Origin of the sequence: Streptomyces sp. Mut1 (assembly GCF_030719295.1) — a bacterium.
In the GTDB taxonomy this organism is placed as follows: Bacteria; Actinomycetota; Actinomycetes; order Streptomycetales; family Streptomycetaceae; genus Streptomyces; species Streptomyces castrisilvae.
The window spans coordinates 2,555,788-2,572,742 of sequence record NZ_CP120997.1 but is presented as its reverse complement, the minus strand read 5'-3'; the positions used below and the strand labels follow the sequence as shown (position 1 = coordinate 2,572,742).

The window sequence follows — 16,955 nt, the reverse complement described above, 5'->3', positions numbered from 1 at the left end:
TCTCAGGTCTCAGCTTTTCGGGAGAACCCTCTTATGGCACCGCGCATCCTGCTCGCCCGGCACGGGCAGACGGAATGGTCCCTCAACGGCAGGCACACCGGCAGGACGGACATTCCGCTGCTCGACGCCGGCCGGGACGGGGCCAAGCTGCTCGGCGAGCGGCTGCACCGGGGGCCGTGGGACGGGCTGTCCGGCCTGGAGATCCGCACCAGCCCGCTCGTACGGGCCGCCGAGACCTGCGGACTCGCCGGCTTCGGCGACCGGGCCGAGCCGTGGGACGCGCTGATGGAGTGGGACTACGGGGCGTACGAGGGGATGACGCCGGCCGAGATCAAGGCGGGGCGGCCGGACTGGTTCATCTGGCGCGACGGGGTGCCGGAGGGGGAGACCCCGGCCGAGGTCGCCGCCCGCGCCGACGAGATCGTCGACTGGGCGCGCTCGGCCGACCGCGATGTGCTGGTCTTCGCCCACGGCCACATCCTGCGGGCGCTGGGTGCGCGGTGGCTGGGCGAGGACATCTCCTTCGGCGCCCGCATCTGGCTGGCCCCGACGTCGCTCTCCGTCCTCGGCTGGGCGTACGGGGCACCGGCGATCCAGCGCTGGAACGACACGGGGCACCTTGAGCGGTGAGCCCGCCCGGGACCGGTGCGCCGGAAGCCCTGCCCGGCCCGGGGTAACGGTTCCGTCCTCAAGCGCCGGACGGGCTGGGTTTTCCGGGGTAACGGTTCCGTCCTCAAGCGCCGGACGGGCTGGGTTTTCCGGGGTAACGGTTCCGTCCTCGAACGCCGGACGGGCTGGGTTTTCCGGCGCGCCGGTCCCGTCCTCGAACGCCGGACGGGCCGGAAGGGGCCGGGCCCAGGCGTTACGTGGCGGACGTCGCCGCTCGGTGGCGGTCCACGAAGTCCTGGATGTCCGTCGCGCCCCGCCCTCGCGGTTCCAGGACCGTCACCGCGTCCGTCAGCATCGTGCGGATGCGTGAGGACCGGACCTGTTCCAGGAGGTCCAGGACCTCGTGGCCCGTGGCCGCCGCCTCCTCCGCGAGGCCCGCGCGGGCCAGGTCCACGGTGAGTTCGGCCCGGTACAGAGCGAGGTTCCGGGTGAAGTGCGGGTCCTGCATCCGCACCGCCCGCCGTGCGTGCCGCGCGGCCCGCGACCACTCGCCCAGCGCCGCCCAGCACTGCGCCTCCAGCATCTCCAGCTCCGCCTCGCGGAAGAAGCTCATCCACTCGGGGTCCGCCCCCGACGGCCCCCGCGAGAACGCGGTGTGCGCCCGTCCGAGCGCCCGCTCGCAGCCCGTGCGGTCCCCGAGCCCCGCCCGGCCCCCCGCCTCCCGCAGCGTGAGCAGCGCCCGCAGCCGGGGTGAGCCCAGCGGCTGGGCGGCCCGCAGCCCCGCCTCCGCCGCGCGTACCGCCTCGCGCGGCCGTCCCGTGTCGCGGGCCAGGAACGACGCGTTGCAGAAGGCGTGCGCCTCCAGGGCCGCGTCCCCGGCCACCCGCGCCGTGGCCAGCGCCTCCGCGTAGTGGGAGCGGGCGTCCTCGAAGCGGGCCGAGTCATGGGCCAGCCACCCCACCGAGATGGCCAGCTCACCGGCCCCGGAGTGCAGCCGGTCCGCCGTGGCGCCCCGGCTCGCGGTCCCGGCGTCGAGCAGCGCGTACGCCGCCCGCAGCGGCTGCGCGGCACGCCGGTAGAGCCGGTCGCCGCCGTGCCGGTCGTCCAGCAGCCGGATCTCGCGCACCGCCCTCTCGACGGCGCTCACCTCCGCCTCGCCGAACCGGCGCTGCGTGGGCAGGGAAGCGGACGCCGGGCCGCCGAGGCCCAGGCCCAGGGAAGCGGAGGCCACCGCGGTGGTGCCGCTCGTCATGAATACGCGACGCAGCACGTCGCACTCCTCGTCGGTGTCGCTGCCGGGCGCGAGCAGCGGGGCAGTCGGGGGTCGCGGGACGTCGGCGGGGGGCCTCGCCGCCCGGCCGCGTACCGACGCACGCGGCGAGAAGCCGAGGTCCTCCAGGGACGCCCCTGGGAACATGTGCAGGAAGACCCGCTCGTACGCGTAGTTGGGACAGCGGATCTCGCCGGACTCCACGCGTCCGATGTACCGGGCGTCGCACGCGACCTGCTCGCCGATCTCGCGCGCGGCCCTGCGTACCGCCGCGGCGAACTCCCCGGCGGAGCGCGAGCCGCGCAGCCGCCGGAACGCGAGGTTGGGAACTGCCCGTGTCGACACCATGGCGGGGCCCTCTCTGGTGCGAGCCGGGCGTCGTTTCCGGGGTCCCGGCGGAGCAAGAACGTACCCGCTGTGATGAGGCACACACGCAGCGTTTCCCTATAAACCGGGCATCTCGCCCGCGATCCGCCATGAACTGCCACCCTTTGCGGCGGTGCTGCACCGTAGCCCTTGACGCGGTTGGGGCGTTGGTCCATGCGGAGACGGAGTCCGGCTCCACCCCGGCGATGAGAGGAGAGGTCCCTTGTTGCATGTCGACATGGCGACCGGCTCGCGGACGACCGCGACGGCCAGCAGTACAGCACCCGCCGACGAACCCTGTGATCTGGTGACCGTGCCCGCCCGGCAGGGTCTGGAGGCCGTCGACATCCTGCGCCGGGGCGCGGACCAGGAGGCCGTGGGCCCGGTCATCCACGACGGCGCCTGCGACACCCTCGGGTTCCTGGTGCCGCCCGGCACCGCCCAGGGCTGGGACGTACCGGGCAGCGCCTGTACGCGGACCGACGGTCGCGGGCTGCGCATCCCCGCCGAGCCGCCGGTCTCCGGCAGCGGCTGGCTGCTGCCGCCCGCCGAGAACATCCCGGTCACCGACCCGGCCGTGCTGCGGGCCGCGCTCGACCAGGCGGCCCGGCTGATCGAGGCGGCCGACAACTGCTGCTGAGCTCATAATGGCCGGACGGCGGGTCGCACCGATCGGCCCGTCACCGGACGCGATGAGCAGTGAGCAGGGCGAGAAGCAGTGGCACGTCGAGGAGCGGCCGGCGGCGACCGCAAGCAGCGCGCGGACCGCAGGGCCGACCGCAAGGGGGCCCGCGGCCGGGCAGCGGCCGGTGACGTCTCCGAGCAGGTCGACGGCGGCCTCGCCGAACTCGTCCCCGACCGGGAGCGCCGGCGCGCCTGGACGCTGACGATCGACGGCGCCCCGCAGTCCCATGTCGACCTGGACGACCCGGAGTACCTCTCCTTCGAATACCAGCGCAGGATCGGTCACATCGCCGACCTGGCCGCCCCCGCCGGGCAGCCGCTGCACGTCGTGCACCTGGGCGGCGGGGCGTTCACCCTCGCCCGGTACATCGCCGCCACCCGGCCCCGCTCCACCCAGCAGATCGTCGAGGCGGACGCCGCCCTCGTCCAACTGGTGCGCCGCGAACTGCCGCTGGACCCGCAGGCCAGGATCAGGGTCCGCGCCACCGACGCCCGCGCCGGGCTCGGCAAGGTCCAGGACGGCTGGGCCGACCTCGTCATCGCCGACGTCTTCAGCGGCGCCCGCACCCCCGCCCACCTCACCACCACCGAATTCCTCGCCGAGGTGCGCCGCGTCCTGAAGCCCGGCGGGAGTTACGTCGCCAACCTCGCGGACGGGCCGCCGCTGGCCCACCTGCGCGGCCAGATCGCCACCGCCGCCACCGTCTTCCCCGAACTCGCCCTCGCCGCCGACCCCACGGTGTGGCGGGGCCGCCGCTTCGGCAACGCCGTCCTGCTCGCCTCGGACACCGCCCCGAAGACCGCGGAGCTGACCCGCCGGGTGGCGACCGATCCGCATCCCGGACGCGTCGAACACGGGCGGGCGCTGGCCGACTTCACCGGCGGCGCGGCCCCGGTCCACGACGCGGACGCCCGCCCGTCACCGCCGCCGCCCCCGTCCGCCTTCCACTGACCCCGCCGGGCAGGCCTGATGACGTGACGATTGACCCCGCCGGACCGGCCCTATGACGTGACGATGTCCACCAGGGGCGCGTGGTCGTTCCAGGTGCAGTAGACGGAGACCGTCGTGCCGTCGTCCCGGGCGAAGTTCACCCTGATCCACGTCGTGTTCGCCCAGACCCGCACCGACCAGCCCGGTTCCGGGGTCGCGGACACCAGCCGCGCCGACTCGGCGCCGATCTCGAACACGATCCGGCCGCCGTCCGTCGCGTAACTCTTCGCCGTTCCGGCCGACGCGGTGGCCCCGGACGCCGGACCTGGCGTGTTCGCCGGGGTGCGCGACGGCGACGGCGCACCGGACGGGGAAGCGGCCGGCTTCGGGGTGGTGGCCCGGGGCGACGGGGCCGGCGAGGCCGAAGGGGACGGGGCGGGGCGGTGCGTGGAGGACGTCAGGGGCTCCGAGGCGGGCGCCTGGACCGGCACCGCTCGCGGCGGGTCGTACACCGTCCCCGCCAGTACGGCGTGCACGCCCCACCAGGACACCGCGACCGCCCCGCCGGTGGCGAGCGACCACGCCAGCGCGTGTACGAGACCTCGTTGCATCATCAATATCCTGCACCACGAACCCGAGGGACCCGACACCCCCGCACGGGCCCGATGGCGTACGGTGCCGCCCATGCCCAGTGTGCTCGTGGTCGAGGACGACCAGTTCGTACGATCCGCCCTCATCCGGCACCTGACGGAGGCCTCCCACACCGTACGGAGCGTCGGCACCGCCCTCGAAGCCCTGCGCGAGGTCGCCCACTTCCGCTTCGACCTGGTCATACTCGACCTCGGACTGCCCGATCTCGACGGCTCCGAGGCCCTGAAGATGCTGCGCGGCATCACCGACGTCCCCGTCATCATCGCGACCGCGCGCGACGACGAGAGCGAGATCGTCCGGCTCCTCAACGACGGCGCCGACGACTACCTCACCAAGCCGTTCTCCGTGGAACACCTCTCGGCCCGGATGGCCGCCGTGCTGCGCCGCGCCCGGTCCGCCGGCGGCGAGGCACCGCCCCCGCGCGTCATCCGGGTCGGCGGCCTCGCCATCGATCCGCTGCGCCGGCAGGCCGAACTCGACGGCACCGCACTCGACCTCACCCGCCGTGAGTTCGACCTGCTCACCTTCCTGGCCGGGCGCCCCGGCGTCGTCGTCCCGCGCAAGGAACTCCTCGCCGAGGTGTGGCAGCAGTCCTACGGCGACGACCAGACCATCGACGTCCACCTCTCGTGGCTGCGCCGCAAACTCGGCGAGACGGCCGCCAGGCCCCGCTATCTGCACACCCTGCGCGGCGTCGGCGTGAAGCTCCAGCCACCGGCCCCGGAGCGGCCCGCATGAGATGGGCCCTGGTCAAGGTCTGCGTGGCCGTCACCGCGATGGTCGTGATCGCCTTCGCCGTGCCGCTGGGGCTCGTCGTCCGGGAGATGGCCCGCGACCGCGCGTTCACCGACGCCGAACGCCAGGCCGCGACGATCGGCCCCACCCTCTCCATCACCACCGACCGGACCAAGCTCGAAACGGCCGTGCTCACCACCGAACCGGGCGCGGCCGGCCGGATGGCCGTCCACATCCCGGCCTCCGGCGAGGCGGACGGCGCCGCGGCGGACATCGGCCGCGGGCGCGCCACCGGCGAGGACCTGGAGAGCGTACGCACCTCGGGCCGCGCCGCCGTCACCGAGGTGGCCGGCGGCTCGGTGCTGCTCCAGCCGACCGCGCTGGGCTCCGGCGGCATCGCGGTCGTCGAGGTGTTCGTCCCCGACGACGAGGTCTCCCACGGGGTCGCCACGGCCTGGCTGATGCTGGCGGGCGTGGGCATCGCGCTGATCGTCGGCTCGGTCGCGGTGGCCGACCGCCTCGGCGTCCGCATGGTCGAGCCCGCCCGGCGCCTCGCGGGCGCCGCGCACGACCTGGGGGAGGGGCGGCTCGGCACCCGGGTCCGGGAGGAGGGCCCGGCCGAACTGCGCTCCGCCGCCGTCGCGTTCAACTCCATGGCCGACCAGGTCGTCCAGCTCCTCGCCAACGAGCGGGAACTCGCCGCCGACCTCTCGCACCGGCTGCGCACCCCGCTCACCGTCCTGCGGCTGAACGCCGCGTCCCTCGGCGAGGGCCCGGCCGCCGAGCAGACCAGGGCGGCCGTCGAACAGTTGGAGCGCGAGGTCGACACGATCATCAGGACCGCCCGGGAACAGCGCCCGCAGACCCAGCCGGGCGGGCCCGGGGCCGGCTGCGACGCCGGCGAGGTGATCCGCGAACGGATGGCCTTCTGGTCCGCGCTGGCCGAGGACGAGGGCCGCGAGGTGCGCCTCGCGGGGGTTGACCGCACGGTACGCATCCCGGTCGCCCGCGCCGAACTGGCCGCCGCGCTCGACGCGTTGCTCGGCAACGTCTTCCGGCACACGCCGGAGGGCACCGCCTTCGCGGTCGACGTGCACCACAGCGGGGACGCGGTGATCGTGCTCGTCTCGGACGCGGGGGGCGGCATCGCGGACCCGAAGGCGGCCCTGGCGCGCGGCGGCAGCGGGCGCGGCCGGGCCCGGGGCGAGGTGGGCTCCACCGGTCTCGGCCTGGACATCGTGCGCCGGGTCGCCGAGTCCACCGGCGGTGACGTGCGCATCGGCCGCTCGGTGCTCGGCGGCACCGAGGTGCGGGTCTGGATCGGGCTCGACGGGCAGCGGCCCGAGCGGCGCGGGCGCGGCCACCGGGTCGGCCGGCAGCGGCGCGGGGCCAAGCGGCGCGGCCCCCGGGGCGTGGCCTGAGCGCCGGCCCCGTTCCGGGCCGTTCCGTGCCCCGGGCGGGCCGAACCTTTAGGGCGGCCGATGCGCCCCTTAAGCCAACCCTAAGAACATCAACTCCGGTCCGGATCACCCCGTTTGCCCCTTTCGCTGGCGCTAGCGTGCTCCCGCATCCCCCACTTCCGTATGACGAGGCAGGAACGCGATGGGCACCAGCACGCACCGGCGCACGGTGGGCACCAGGACGAAGGCGGTCGGCGCCGTCGTCGCCGCGGCCGTGATCGGCGCAACGGTCTTCGCCCTCAACGGCACGGCCCAGGCCGCGGCGGTCGGGGCCGCCTACACCCGGACCAGCGGCTGGGGCGGCGGCTACACCGGGCAGTACGTCGTCACCAACGACACCGACCGGGCCAAGAGCGACTGGACGCTCGAATTCGACCTGCCGGCGGGCACGAGGCTCAGCTCCCTGTGGAACGGTGAGCACACCGTCAGCGGCGGCCACGTCACGGTCGGGCCCGCCGACTGGGACAAGGAGCTCGCCGCCGGAGCCTCCGTCACCATCGGCTTCGTCACCAGCTCCGACGGCACGGCCGCCGACCCCACCGGCTGCCTCATCGACGGCCAGAAGTGCTCCGTCGACACCGGGGCGACCCCCGAACCCAGCGGCCGCCCCACCGGGACCGCGACCCCCACCCCCACGGACACCCCCACCGACGAGCCCACCGGGCAGCCCACTCCCACCCCGACCCCCACACCCACCGGGACCGACGACGGCGGCGGCACGGCGAGCGGCGCCCGCTTCGCCCCGTACGTCGACACCTCGCTCTACCCGGCGTACGACCTGCTGGACACCGCCTCCAGGACCGGGGTGAAGGAGTTCAACCTCGCCTTCATCACCTCCGGCGGCGGCTGCGCCCCGCTCTGGGGCGGGGTCACCGGCCTCGGCGACGACCAGGTCGCCTCCCAGATCGGCGCCCTGCGCGCGGCGGGCGGCGACGTCCGGGTCTCCTTCGGCGGCGCCGCCGGCTCCGAGCTGGCGCTGAACTGCACCTCGGCCGCGGACCTGGCCACCGCCTACGGCAAGGTCGTCGACACCTACGGGCTGACCAAGGTCGACTTCGACATCGAGGGCGGCGCGCTGCCCGACGCCGCCGCCAACACCCGCCGCGCCCAGGCCATCGCCCAGCTCCAGAAGTCCCACCCCGGTCTGGACGTCTCCTTCACCCTGCCGGTGATGCCCGAGGGCCTGACCCAGCCCGGCGTCGACCTCGTCGCCGACGCGAAGAAGAACGGCGTGGACGTCGGGGCCGTCAACATCATGGCGATGGACTACGGCGCCTCCTACAGCGGCGACATGGGCACGTACGCCGTCCAGGCCGCCACCGCCACCCAGGCCCAGATCAAGGGCGTGCTCGGGCTCTCCGACGCGGACGCGTGGAAGGCCGTCGCCGTCACCCCGATGATCGGGGTGAACGACGTCAGCACCGAGGTCTTCCAGGTCGAGGACGCCACCCAGCTGGTCGCCTTCGCCAAGGAGAAGGGGCTGGCCCGGCTCGCGATGTGGTCGGGCACCCGGGACAAGGAGTGCGCGGGCGGCGCCAAGCCGGCCGCCGACGCGACGTGCAGCTCCATCACGCAGGAGCCCCTCGCCTTCACGAAGGCGTTCGGCGCCTACAAGTAACCACGCCCCCCGTCACCCCACGAACCATCTCCCCCCGCGCATCCCGGCCGGTCCCCATTCCCCCCACCCCCGGCCGGGGTGCGCCCCCTTCGTCCGCCGGTGGCGCTACCCCCGCGCCCGGTTCACCGCCGACAGCACGGCCGCCACCGAGGCGGCGACGCCCGAGACGTCCCGGCCCGCGCCCCAGCTGTCCTCGCCGCCGACCCGGCAGCGCGCGTACGCCGTGGTCACCCCGGCCGGCCCCGTCGGCTCCTGCTCCGTGAGACCGAGGACGGCCACCTCCACCCCGGCCGCCGCCAGCGCGTCCGCGAACGCGGTGACCGTGCCGGTGCCCGTCCCCTCGTGGTCGGCCTCCCGGCCGTCCACCCGCAGCGTGCAGACGAACCGGTGCTCACCGGCCGGCCCGGTCTGCGCCGCCCAGGACGTCAGGGCGACGGCCCCGTCCCGCCCGGGGGCCAGACAGGCCGCTTCGAACAGGTCCCACAGGTCCTCCCCGGTGGCCTCCAGGCCGCTCGCGTCGGTCGCGCGCTGCACCGTACGGGAGAAGTCGGCCCGCATCCCGGCCGGCAGGTCCACCCCGTGCCCGGTGCGCAGCAGATGGGCGATGCCGCCCTTGCCCGACTGCGAGTTGACCCGGATGACCGCCTCGTACGTACGCCCCACGTCCGCCGGGTCGATCGGCAGGTACGGCACCTCCCACAGCTTCGCGTCGCCGCTCGCGCGGTGGGCGAAGCCCTTGCTGATCGCGTCCTGGTGGGTGCCGGAGAACGCGGTGTACACCAGGTCGCCGCCGTACGGATGGCGCGGTGGCACCGGCAGCCGGTTGCAGTGCTCGACCGTGCGGCGGATCTCGTCGATGTCCGAGAAGTCGATCATCGGGTCGACGCCCTGGGCGTGCAGGTTGAGCGCCAGGTTGACCAGGTCGACGTTGCCGGTGCGCTCCCCGTTGCCGAACAGGCAGCCCTCCACCCGCTGGGCGCCCGCCAGCACGGCCAGCTCCGCGCAGGCCACGCCCGTGCCCCGGTCGTTGTGCGGGTGGACGGAGAGGATCACCGCCTCGCGCCGGGCCAGATGGCGGTGCATGTACTCGATCTGGTCCGCGTACACATTGGGGGTGGCGATCTCCACCGTGGCCGGCAGGTTGTGGACGACCGGGCGGTCCGGCGAGGCGTCCCACAGCTCGGTCAGGCTGTCGCAGACCTCCAGGATGTAGTCCGGTTCGGTCAGGATGAAGACCTCGGGCGAGAACTGGAACCGGATGTCGGCCCCGGGCCTGGCCCGCGCCAGCCGGTCCATCTGCCGCGCGGCCTCCAGCACCACGCCGTGCACCCCGGCCCGGTCGCGGCCGAGGACGACCTCGCGCCAGACGGGCGCGGTCGCGATGTAGAGGTGGACGACGACCCGGTCCATGCCCGCGACCGCCTCGAAGGTCCGCTCGATCAGGTCCGGCCGGGCGGGGGTGAAGACGACCACCGTGACGTCGTCGGGCACCGCCCCGCTCGTCGCCAGGTGCCGTACGAAGTCGAAGTCGGTGCCGCTCGCGGACGGGTAGCCGATCTCGATCTCCTTGAAGCCCATCGCGACCAGCAGATCGAACATCCGCCGCTTGCGCGCGGTGTCCATCGGCTCCGCCAGCGCCTGGTTGCCGTCCCTGAGGTCGACGGGGACCCACAGCGGGGGCCGTTCGATCCGGGCCTGCGGCCAGCTCCGGCCGGTCAGCGGGATCTCGACGCGGTCGAAGGCGGAGCGGTAGCGGTGTGACGGCATGGAGCTGGAGCGCTGGGGGTTCCAGCGGGGCGCGCCGTCGGGCACGGGGCCGCGCGGGGTGCAGATCGTGGGGAAGCCGTGCAGGGGTGACCGGGCGTCGGACGTGGCCGCGGACATGGAGTCGGGCATGAACGGTGTCTCTTCTCGCATCGCCGGATGCGACCGGCCCAGCACGGCACCCCGCGGCGGGGTGCCGATCGCTTCAGGCCCCGCCGCGGCAGCCGAGAAGAAGGAGACCGCGGTACGTCATGGCCGGTACAGTAACCAGAACGCAACCCCTCAGACAACCTGACAGGTGAACCACGTGTCCTCGCTCGGCCCGCTCCGCCCCAGTCCCCTCGTCGAACAGGCGGCCAGCCATCTGCGCGTGCGGATCACCGAGGGGCACTGGCCGGTCGGCACGAAGCTCCCGGGCGAGACCACGCTCGCCCGGGAGCTGGGCGTGGGCCGCTCCACGGTCCGCGAGGCGGTGCGTACGCTCGCCACGCTCGGCCTCCTCAGGTCCCGGCAGGGCGCCGGCGTCTTCGTCGTGGCCACCGACGCCGTGGAGGACTGGCCGGTGCGGCTGCGGCGGGCCTCGGTCGCCGACGTCTACGAGGTGCGCATGCTGATCGAGGTCCAGGCCGCCCGGCTGGCCGCGCGCCGCCGTACCGACGAGGACCTGGCCGCCCTGGACGCCGCGCTCACCGCCCGGCTGGCGGCGGGCGCCGGAACCGACGACGCCCGCTTCGTGGACGCGGACATCGCCGTGCACCGGGCGGTCGTGGCGGCCGCGCACAACCCGGTGCTGAGCGACCTGTTCGCGGAGTTCGTGCCCGCGCTGCGGCAGGGGCTCATCGACCTGGTGGAGCTGCTCGGGCTGCGCCGGGAGGACCCGCGGCACGGTCACGCGGGCCACCGGGCCCTGGTCGCGGCGGTCGTGGCGGGCGACGCGGACTCGGCGGCGCGGGCGGCCCAGGAGGAGCTTGAAGGCACCCTGGCCCGTCTGCGTACGGCCTGACCGCTCGCCACAGGGCAATGTTTCGGCCACCGTGCCCACTTGGTTCCGGCCACCGCGGGAGGTCCCGCGTCCGCCACCATCCGGACATCGAGTTCGGGCAAAGAACGCGCGAGTGCGCTCCGGCGACCTCTCCGCGCGGTGTCCCGTTCACTTCCCGGCGGGCCCCCGGGGGGAGTTCGGGGTCCCGGAAAAGTGTTTCCGGGGGATGCCGAAAAACCGACTGGTCAGCCGGTTTTCCTCGGCCGCGGCTCCATGTCACCTCCCCAACACGCCCCCCACCTGCGGGAATTCGGGAACTCCGGCTTCCGCATATTGCGCCGGTCCGCTTTGGCAAGCCCTCGGCCGGACACGGTCTCGTGACTTGCAGGACACGCTCGCGCAACGGAAGCGTCTTCAACTCTTGACACCCACCCCTCCCAGGCAGCAATCTTCCGACATCGACGCATGGGAGCGCTCCCACATCGCCCGAGGATTTCTCAGGTGAACGGCACTGCCCGTGTCCTTCCCCCCGACCCCATCGGCACCCGCACTCACCAGCGCGTATGCCACGCAGTGAGCCAGTCCCACCCTGGAACAAGGAGTAGTGGAATGCGTATCACCCGCACCGCCGCCGGTCGGAGCCGCAGAGTCGCGGTTCTGGCCACCACGGGCCTGACAGCCACGGCCCTGTTGCTGACCGGCTGCAGCAGCGACTCGGACGACTCGGACAGTGCCGGCGCCGATGCGAACGGGAAGATCACGCTGACCGTCGCCGACTTCGGCCAGTTCGGCTACAAGGAAGCCGGTCTCTTCGAGAAGTACCACGAGCTGCACCCGAACATCACGGTGAAGGAAGAGACCACCGCCAAGGAGGAGGACTACTACCCCAAGCTGCTCCAGCAGCTGAACGCGGGCAGTGGTCTCGCCGACGTCCAGGGTCTTGAGGTCGGCCGCATCAAGGAGCTCGTCGACACGAAGGCGGACCAGTTCGCCGACCTGAGCAAGGTCATCGACGTCAACGAGTGGGTGTCCTGGAAGGCGAAGCAGGCCACCACGGCCGACGGCAAGGTGATCGGCGCGGGCACCGACATCGGGCCGATGTCGCTCTGCTACAACACCGAGCTCTTCAAGAAGGCCGGCCTGCCGACCGACCGCAAGGAGGTCGCCGCCAAGATCTCCGGCGGCTGGGAGGACTACCTCAAGCTCGGTGAGGAGTTCAAGAAGAGCGCGCCTGCGAAGACGTACTTCATGGACTCCGCCAGCGCGATGTTCAACGCCGTGGTCAGCTCGAACCCGAAGCAGTACTACGACGAGAGCGGCAAGGCGATCTACAAGGACAGCCCCAGCGTCAAGCAGGGCTGGAACCTGTCGGCCGAGGCCGCGGACAAGGGCCTGACCGAGGGCCTCGCCCAGTTCGGTGACCCGTGGAAGGCCGCTCTGCGCAAGAGCACCGTGGCCACCGTGGTCTGCCCCGCCTGGATGGCCGGACAGATCTCGATCGCCGCCGGTGACGCCAACAAGGGCAAGTGGGACATCACCACCGCCCCGGGTTCGGCCGCCGCCAACTGGGGCGGATCGTTCCTCGGTGTGCCCAAGTCGGGCAAGAACGTCGAGGAGGCCGGCAAGCTCGTCAAGTGGCTGACCGCCCCCGAGCAGCAGGCCGCCGTCTTCAAGGCGATCGGTGTCTTCCCGTCCAACAAGGGCGCGTACGACCTGGCCGACGTGAAGGGCGCCACGCTCCCGTACTTCAGCGACGCCCCGATCGGGCAGATCTACGCCGACGAGGCCAAGTCCATCCCCGAGGCCGTCATCGGCCCGAAGGACGCCGCCATCAAGGAAGCCATCTCCACCCAGATCAACAACATGGAGCAGCGCGGAACCAAGCCCGACAAGGCGTGGGACGCGGCGACGGAGAAGATCGACAAGGTGATCGGCTGACGTTCGCAGCGGCGGGCGGCCTCCGGGCCGCCCGCACCTGCACGTCTCCGTCCCGCGGGTGCGGAGCCGCGCGGGGCACGTCTGCCGGCGGGCTTGCACGGGGCGACCGGGTACCTCCCCGGCCGCCCCGTGGAAGCCCACCGCACACGTCCTCGGCCCCCGCCTCGTACCCGGGTAACTCAAGCACTCCAGGGAAGGAATCCCGCCCGTGGCCACCTCGTCTCCCACCCGGGACGTATACGCCCCGCCGCCTCCTGGCTCCCAGCGGAAGCCGGCGGACACCCGCCGGCAGACGTGGCGGAGCCGCCTCTGGCGGTTCGATGACAAGGCGTCGCCGTACGCCTACATCGCCCCGTTCTTCCTCGTCTTCGGCGCCTTCGGGCTCTACCCGCTGATCTACACCGGCTGGATCGCCCTGCACCGGGTGGAGATGACCGGCCTGGACCGGATGGAGTGGGTCGGCTGGGAGAACTTCGACAAGATCCTGCACGACTCGGAGTTCTGGACGGCCGTCACCAACACCTTCCTGATCGGTGTCATGTCGACGGTCCCGCAGTTGCTCGTGGCCCTGGGCCTGGCGCACCTGCTGAACTACAAGCTCCGCGCCAGCACCTTCTGGCGGACGATCATTCTCACCCCGTACGCCACCTCGGTGGCCTCGGCCGCCCTCGTCTTCGCCCTGGTCTTCCGGGCCGACGGCGGTCTGCTGAACTGGGTGCTGGAGTTCGTCGGACTCGGTGACACCAACTGGGCCAACGGCCACTGGACATCCAAGATCGCCATCTCCGTCATCGTGATCTGGCGCTGGACCGGCTACAACACCCTGATCTACCTCGCCGCGATGCAGGCCGTGCCCTCCGATCTGTACGAGGCCGCCTCGCTCGACGGCGCCTCGCGCTGGCAGCAGTTCCTCAAGGTGACCATCCCCTCGCTGCGGCCCACGATCCTGTTCACGATCGTCATCTCGACCATCGGTTCCATGCAGCTGTTCGGTGAGCCCCTGCTGCTGGAGGGCGGCAAGCTCGGCGCGATCGGCGGCAACGAGAACCAGTACGAGACCCTCAGCATCTACCTCTTCAACTACGGCTGGAACCTGGGGCATCTCGGCCCGGCCGCCGCAGTGGCCTGGGCGATGCTCGCCCTCCTGCTGCTCATCGCCGCGGTCAACTGGCTCATCGGCCGCTTCGTACGCAAATCCGCGGTCTGACCGGGAGCGATATCCATGACCATCACCAGCCCCACCAAAGTTCCCGGGTCCGTCCGCCCGGTGCGCACCGCGCACCGCGCGCAGAAGCGCCCGAGCCGTTTCAAGCCCGGTGCCGGTCAGCAGCTGAAGGGCGGTCCGTTCGCCTACATCGCGCTGGCCGTGGTCGGCATCGGCTCGCTGCTGCCGCTGTACTGGACCCTGGTGGCCGCGTCCCACACCCAGGACGAGGTCCTGGCCACCACGCCGCCCTTCCTGCCCGGTGGACGGCTGTTCCACAACCTCGAAGCCGCCTGGGAGCAGGCGAACCTGGGCAAGGCGATCGTCAACAGCTTCATCGTCTCCGGCTGCATCACGGTGGCGACGCTCTTCTTCTGCACCCTGGCCGGCTACGCCTTCGCCAAGATGCGATTCCGCGGCCGCGGCGCGCTGATGACCGCGGTCATCGCGACCCTGACCATCCCGCCGCAGCTCAGCGTCGTCCCGCTGTTCATGATGATGGCCGACCTCGGCTGGGGCGGAAGCCTGGAGTCGGTGATCTTCCCGACTCTGGTCAGCGCGTTCGGCGTGTTCTTCATGCGGCAGTACCTGATCGAGGCGCTGCCGTACGAACTGATCGAAGCCGCCAAGATCGACGGTGCGAACAACTTCCGCATCGTGCTGAGCGTCGTGCTCCCGGTGGCGCGCCCCGCGATGATGGTGCTGGGCATGCTCACCTTCGTCCAGGCGTGGAACGACTTCTTCTGGCCCTACCTCGCCCTGAACCAGCAGAACCCCACCCTCCAGGTGGCCCTCGGCCAGCTGAAGGCCTCCTACACCCCCGACGAGAGCATCGTGATGGCCGGCGCGCTGATCAGCACCCTGCCGCTGCTCGTGGTGTTCGTGATCTTCGGCAAGCAGATCGTCGGCGGGATCATGTCCGGCGCCGTCAAGGGCTGACCCCCCGCCCGCCGCTTCTCCGTCCCGGACGCCCCGTACGGTCCTCGCCCGCCCCGCGGACCGTACGGGCTCCGGAGCCCCACCCTGTCACCGCCCCTGTCCGTCACTTCCCTGGGAGCGCTCCCGCATGACTGCCGTACGACCCGACACCGCACCGAAGCCGGCGCCCGAGGCCACGAAGTTCCCGACGGGCTTCCTCTGGGGGGCGGCCACCGCCGCCTACCAGGTCGAGGGGGCCGCCGCCGAGGACGGGCGCACGCCCTCCATCTGGGACACCTTCAGCCGCACCCCCGGCAAGGTCCGCAACGGCGACACCGGCGACATCGCCGCCGACCACTACCACCGCTACCGCGACGACGTGGCCCTGATGAAGCAGCTGGGGCTGAAGGCGTACCGCTTCTCCATCTCCTGGTCCCGGGTCCAGCCCACCGGCCGCGGCCCCGCCGTCGAGCGCGGCCTCGACTTCTACCGCAAGCTCGTCGACGAGCTGCTGGAGGCCGGGATCGCCCCCGTCGCCACCCTCTACCACTGGGACCTGCCCCAGGAGCTGGAGGACGCCGGCGGCTGGCCCGAGCGCGCCACCGCCGAGCGGTTCGCGGACTACACCGCGATCATGGCGGGCGCCCTCGGCGACCGCGTCGGTACCTGGACCACCTTCAACGAGCCGTGGTGCTCGGCCTTCCTCGGCTACGGCTCCGGCGTGCACGCCCCGGGCCGCACCGAGCCCGCCTCCGCCCTGCGGGCGGCCCATCACCTCAATCTCGCACATGGCCGGGCGATCGAGGTTCTGCGCACTCAACTCCCCGCTAGCGCGCAGACCTCGGTCACCCTCAACCTCCACCAGGTGCGCCCGCTCACGCCGAGCCCGGCGGACGCGGACGCCGCCCGCCGCATCGACGCGGTCGGCAACCGGGTCTTCACCGGCCCGATGCTGCACGGCGCCTACCCCGAGGACCTGCTCGCCGACACCGCGCACGTCGTGGACTGGTCGAAGCTGGTCCAGGACGGCGACCTGGAGGCCATCGCGCGCCCGGTCGACATCCTGGGCGTCAACTACTACACGCCGACCCTGGTCTCCACGCCCGGCGAGGGCGCGGGCGACACCCGCAACGACGGCCACGGCGCGAGCGACTTCTCGCCGTGGCCCGGCTCGGAGCACGTCGCCTTCCACCTCGCCGAGGGCAAGGCGACCACCGCCATGAACTGGTCGATCGACCCCAACGGGCTCTACAACCTCCTCATGGACGTCACCCGGGAGCACCCCGGCATCCCGCTCATGGTCACCGAGAACGGCGCCGCCTTCGACGACTACGTCTCGCCCGAGGGCCGGGTCCAGGACCCCGAGCGCATCGCCTACCTGCACGGCCACCTCGACGCCGTGCAGCGCGCGGTGGCCGACGGCGCGGACGTGCGCGGCTACTTCCTCTGGTCGCTGATGGACAACTTCGAGTGGGCGTACGGCTATTCGAAGCGGTTCGGCACCGTGTACGTGGACTACGCGTCCCAGCGCCGCATCCCCAAGGACAGCGCCCACTGGTACGCCGACGTGATCCGCCGCCACGCCCTGCCCCCGCGGGGCGACCGCGCCTGACACGTCCGTCCCTCTCCGGTACGTCCTGACCCGTACCGACCCGCTGAGACCCGGCACCCGTGCCGGGTCTCGGTCGTTTGTGCCCCTTCGGCCGCCCGCAGCGCCCCGGCCTGTGCGTCCCGCTTGACCACGCGCGTAGAGTGGGAGCGCTCCCATAGAACGGAGCGGGGGAGCGGCCGACCGGTCCCGCAGAGTGTCAAGGGAACCAACACC

General features: G+C 72.5%; 14 protein-coding genes. 11 read left to right on the top strand and 3 right to left on the bottom strand.

Translation table 11 applies throughout. The features are described 5' to 3' along the window. Window positions 1-33: 33 nt before the first annotated feature. Complete coding sequence (locus tag P8A18_RS10975) at window positions 34-630, top strand: histidine phosphatase family protein (RefSeq protein WP_018555778.1); 597 nt, start codon at window positions 34-36, stop codon at window positions 628-630. Window positions 631-862: 232 nt separating this feature from the next. Here the strand turns inward: P8A18_RS10975 and P8A18_RS10970 are convergent, their stop codons facing one another. After that, window positions 863-2,227, bottom strand: coding sequence for an NsdA family TPR-like regulatory protein (locus P8A18_RS10970; protein WP_306053743.1), 1,365 nt, complete (start codon window positions 2,225-2,227; stop codon window positions 863-865). Window positions 2,228-2,483: 256 nt separating this feature from the next. On the opposite strand from P8A18_RS10970, the gene P8A18_RS10965 reads away from it, so the two are divergent. Beyond that, on the top strand, window positions 2,484-2,885 hold the full coding sequence (locus P8A18_RS10965) for a hypothetical protein (protein ID WP_306060821.1): 402 nt from the start codon (window positions 2,484-2,486) through the stop codon (window positions 2,883-2,885). A gap of 78 nt (window positions 2,886-2,963) precedes the next feature. Next, on the top strand, window positions 2,964-3,881 hold the full coding sequence (locus tag P8A18_RS10960) for a spermidine synthase (RefSeq protein ID WP_306053742.1): 918 nt from the start codon (window positions 2,964-2,966) through the stop codon (window positions 3,879-3,881). Between the two features lie 50 nt (window positions 3,882-3,931). Here the strand turns inward: P8A18_RS10960 and P8A18_RS10955 are convergent, their stop codons facing one another. Then, window positions 3,932-4,474 (bottom strand): hypothetical protein, encoded by a 543-nt coding sequence (locus P8A18_RS10955; protein ID WP_306053740.1) that lies wholly within the window; start codon window positions 4,472-4,474, stop codon window positions 3,932-3,934. Window positions 4,475-4,544: 70 nt separating this feature from the next. On the opposite strand from P8A18_RS10955, the gene P8A18_RS10950 reads away from it, so the two are divergent. The 3 genes from P8A18_RS10950 (at window position 4,545) to P8A18_RS10940 (ending at window position 8,324) form a co-directional block, all read left to right on the top strand. Then, window positions 4,545-5,249, top strand: a complete 705-nt coding sequence (locus P8A18_RS10950; RefSeq protein ID WP_306053739.1) for a response regulator transcription factor — start codon at window positions 4,545-4,547, stop codon at window positions 5,247-5,249. Next, window positions 5,246-6,667 (top strand): sensor histidine kinase, encoded by a 1,422-nt coding sequence (locus tag P8A18_RS10945; protein WP_306053738.1) that lies wholly within the window; start codon window positions 5,246-5,248, stop codon window positions 6,665-6,667. The genes P8A18_RS10950 and P8A18_RS10945 overlap by 4 nt, the downstream gene beginning before the upstream one ends. 181 nt (window positions 6,668-6,848) lie before the next feature. Further along, complete coding sequence (locus P8A18_RS10940) at window positions 6,849-8,324, top strand: glycoside hydrolase family 18 protein (protein ID WP_306053736.1); 1,476 nt, start codon at window positions 6,849-6,851, stop codon at window positions 8,322-8,324. Window positions 8,325-8,429: 105 nt separating this feature from the next. On the opposite strand, the gene P8A18_RS10935 is transcribed toward P8A18_RS10940, so the two are convergent. Next, complete coding sequence (locus tag P8A18_RS10935) at window positions 8,430-10,220, bottom strand: 2-isopropylmalate synthase (RefSeq protein ID WP_306053735.1); 1,791 nt, start codon at window positions 10,218-10,220, stop codon at window positions 8,430-8,432. Between the two features lie 166 nt (window positions 10,221-10,386). Here P8A18_RS10935 and P8A18_RS10930 point away from each other — a divergent pair, with 166 nt between their 5' ends. The 5 genes from P8A18_RS10930 to P8A18_RS10910 all read left to right on the top strand — a co-directional run bounded on the left by P8A18_RS10930 (window position 10,387) and on the right by P8A18_RS10910 (window position 16,742). Continuing rightward, window positions 10,387-11,091, top strand: coding sequence for a FadR/GntR family transcriptional regulator (locus tag P8A18_RS10930; RefSeq protein ID WP_371933658.1), 705 nt, complete (start codon window positions 10,387-10,389; stop codon window positions 11,089-11,091). A gap of 588 nt (window positions 11,092-11,679) precedes the next feature. After that, the gene (locus P8A18_RS10925; protein WP_306053734.1) at window positions 11,680-13,008 is read left to right on the top strand and encodes an ABC transporter substrate-binding protein; all 1,329 of its coding nucleotides are present in this window, start codon (window positions 11,680-11,682) and stop codon (window positions 13,006-13,008) included. A 208-nt stretch (window positions 13,009-13,216) separates the two neighbouring features. Continuing rightward, window positions 13,217-14,215 (top strand): carbohydrate ABC transporter permease, encoded by a 999-nt coding sequence (locus P8A18_RS10920; RefSeq protein ID WP_306053732.1) that lies wholly within the window; start codon window positions 13,217-13,219, stop codon window positions 14,213-14,215. A gap of 15 nt (window positions 14,216-14,230) precedes the next feature. Next, window positions 14,231-15,151: a carbohydrate ABC transporter permease gene (locus P8A18_RS10915; RefSeq protein ID WP_306053731.1), complete on the top strand. Its 921-nt coding sequence runs from the start codon at window positions 14,231-14,233 to the stop codon at window positions 15,149-15,151. Between the two features lie 127 nt (window positions 15,152-15,278). Then, a complete protein-coding gene (locus P8A18_RS10910) occupies window positions 15,279-16,742 on the top strand; it encodes a GH1 family beta-glucosidase (protein ID WP_306053730.1) in 1,464 nt (487 codons plus the stop codon). The last annotated feature ends 213 nt before the right edge of the window (window positions 16,743-16,955 follow it).